Here is a 1,548-nt window from a genome sequence, read left to right as displayed (position 1 = left end):
CCACCCGGCTGCCGGCCGCGAGCAGCGAACCGGTCTCGCCCGCGCCGCCGATGAGGCTCGCCAGCAGCGCCCGCCCCTGCGGGCGGTCGCGCGGATCGTCGGACATCGCCGCGTCCACCAGGCGCCGCAGTGTCCCGTCGAGCGCCGACACGTCCGGCCGCCTGGTAAGGATGAGGTTGTACGTGGCCACCGCGCTGTCGGCGAGGAACGGAGGCGCCCCCGTGGCCGCGAACAGCACCACCGCGCCCCACGCCCACACATCCGCCGCGGGCCCGGCCCGCTCGCCCCGGATGCGCTCCGGCGCCATGTACGCCGGTGTCCCGATCGGGAAGACGCCGTCCTCGGTGACGGTCGCGCCGTCGACCCGGGCGATGCCGAAGTCGATCACCCGGGGGCCGTCGGGACCGAGGACGACGTTCTCGGGCTTGAGGTCGCGGTGCACGACTCCCGCCCGGTGGATGGCGGTCAGCGCGGTGGCCACGCCGGTCGCCAGGTCGTGCAGCCGCACCGCGCCGAACGGGCCGCCCTCGCGCACCGCCCGGTGCAGGCTGGGGCCGTCCACGTACTCGCTCACGATGTACGGCCGGTCCGCGCCGAGCTCGGCCGTGATGAGCCGGGCCGTGCAGAACGGAGCCACCTTGGCCGCGGCGGCGACCTCCTTGGCGAACCGGGCGCGCGCCTGCGCGCTCTCACCGCGGTCGAGCCGGAGCAGCTTGACGGCGACCCGGTCGCCGCCCACTCCGTACCCCTCGTAGACGACGCCCTGCCCGCCCGCGCCGAGCTGCCTGCCGAGCCAGTAGCCGCCGAGCCTGAGCGGATCATGGTGGGCGTACGGAGCCTGAGCCATCGACCCCCTCCGCCCCCCGGCGATCTCCTTGACGGCCTAACGAGCAGGCTAGGACCCGGACCGCCACGGTGCCCCAGGGGCGGACCCAGGGATTCCCCCAGCTCGCCGCGCCGGACGGTCCCGGGTGAACCCCTGAGCCGCTGACCTGCCGGCGTCCGGCTCGCCCCGGGTGTGCGCGTCAGCGCGTGCGCGAGGGCGTGGACGGGCTCAGGAACAGCGGGAAGGCCGCCGCCGCCCAGGTCGAGGCGCCCCTCCGCACCGGCCCCCCGTCCGCCCCGCCTCCGCTCATTTCGTGGAATACAACGCAACGTTGCGTCCGTATTTAGGACGCCGCACCGATGGGCTGTCAAGATGGAGAGGTGCCGAGGATCGAGTCCACCGCCGCGAGACTGGCCAAGCTCGGCTTCGCCGACGGAGCGACGGCCGCGCGGCTCGTCCAGCGGGCGGGCGCGGAGTTCGACGAACTGCTGGACGGCCTGGTCGACGTCGCCGACCCCGACCTGGCGCTGGCCTCGCTCACCGGGCTGGCCGAGCGCGATCCGGCGGCCCTCGACACGCTGCGCGCCGACGAGCTGCTCAGGGCCCGGACGCTGGCCGTGTTCGGAGTGAGCGCCGCCCTCGGCAACCACCTGGCGCGCCATCCGGAGCAGCTGGCGCTGCTCGCCGAGCCCGGCCTGGGCGACGCGCGCGCCGCGCTGCTG

General features: G+C 75.4%; 1 protein-coding gene and 1 pseudogene. One reads left to right on the top strand and one right to left on the bottom strand.

The annotated features are described in order from the left end of the window. Positions 1-847: serine/threonine-protein kinase (locus tag DQW85_RS23220; RefSeq protein ID WP_162795276.1), on the bottom strand; the 847-nt coding region annotated here is incomplete at its 3' end. Positions 848-1,206: 359 nt separating this feature from the next. Here DQW85_RS23220 and DQW85_RS23215 point away from each other — a divergent pair. Beyond that, positions 1,207-1,548 (top strand): annotated as a pseudogene (locus DQW85_RS23215) (bifunctional [glutamine synthetase] adenylyltransferase/[glutamine synthetase]-adenylyl-L-tyrosine phosphorylase); the annotation flags it as partial.

Source organism: Nonomuraea lactucae, from assembly GCF_003313395.1.
Lineage (GTDB): Bacteria > Actinomycetota > Actinomycetes > Streptosporangiales > Streptosporangiaceae > Nonomuraea > Nonomuraea lactucae.
Note: the sequence above shows the minus strand (reverse complement) of the source record. Positions and strands in the feature narration are given on the sequence as shown.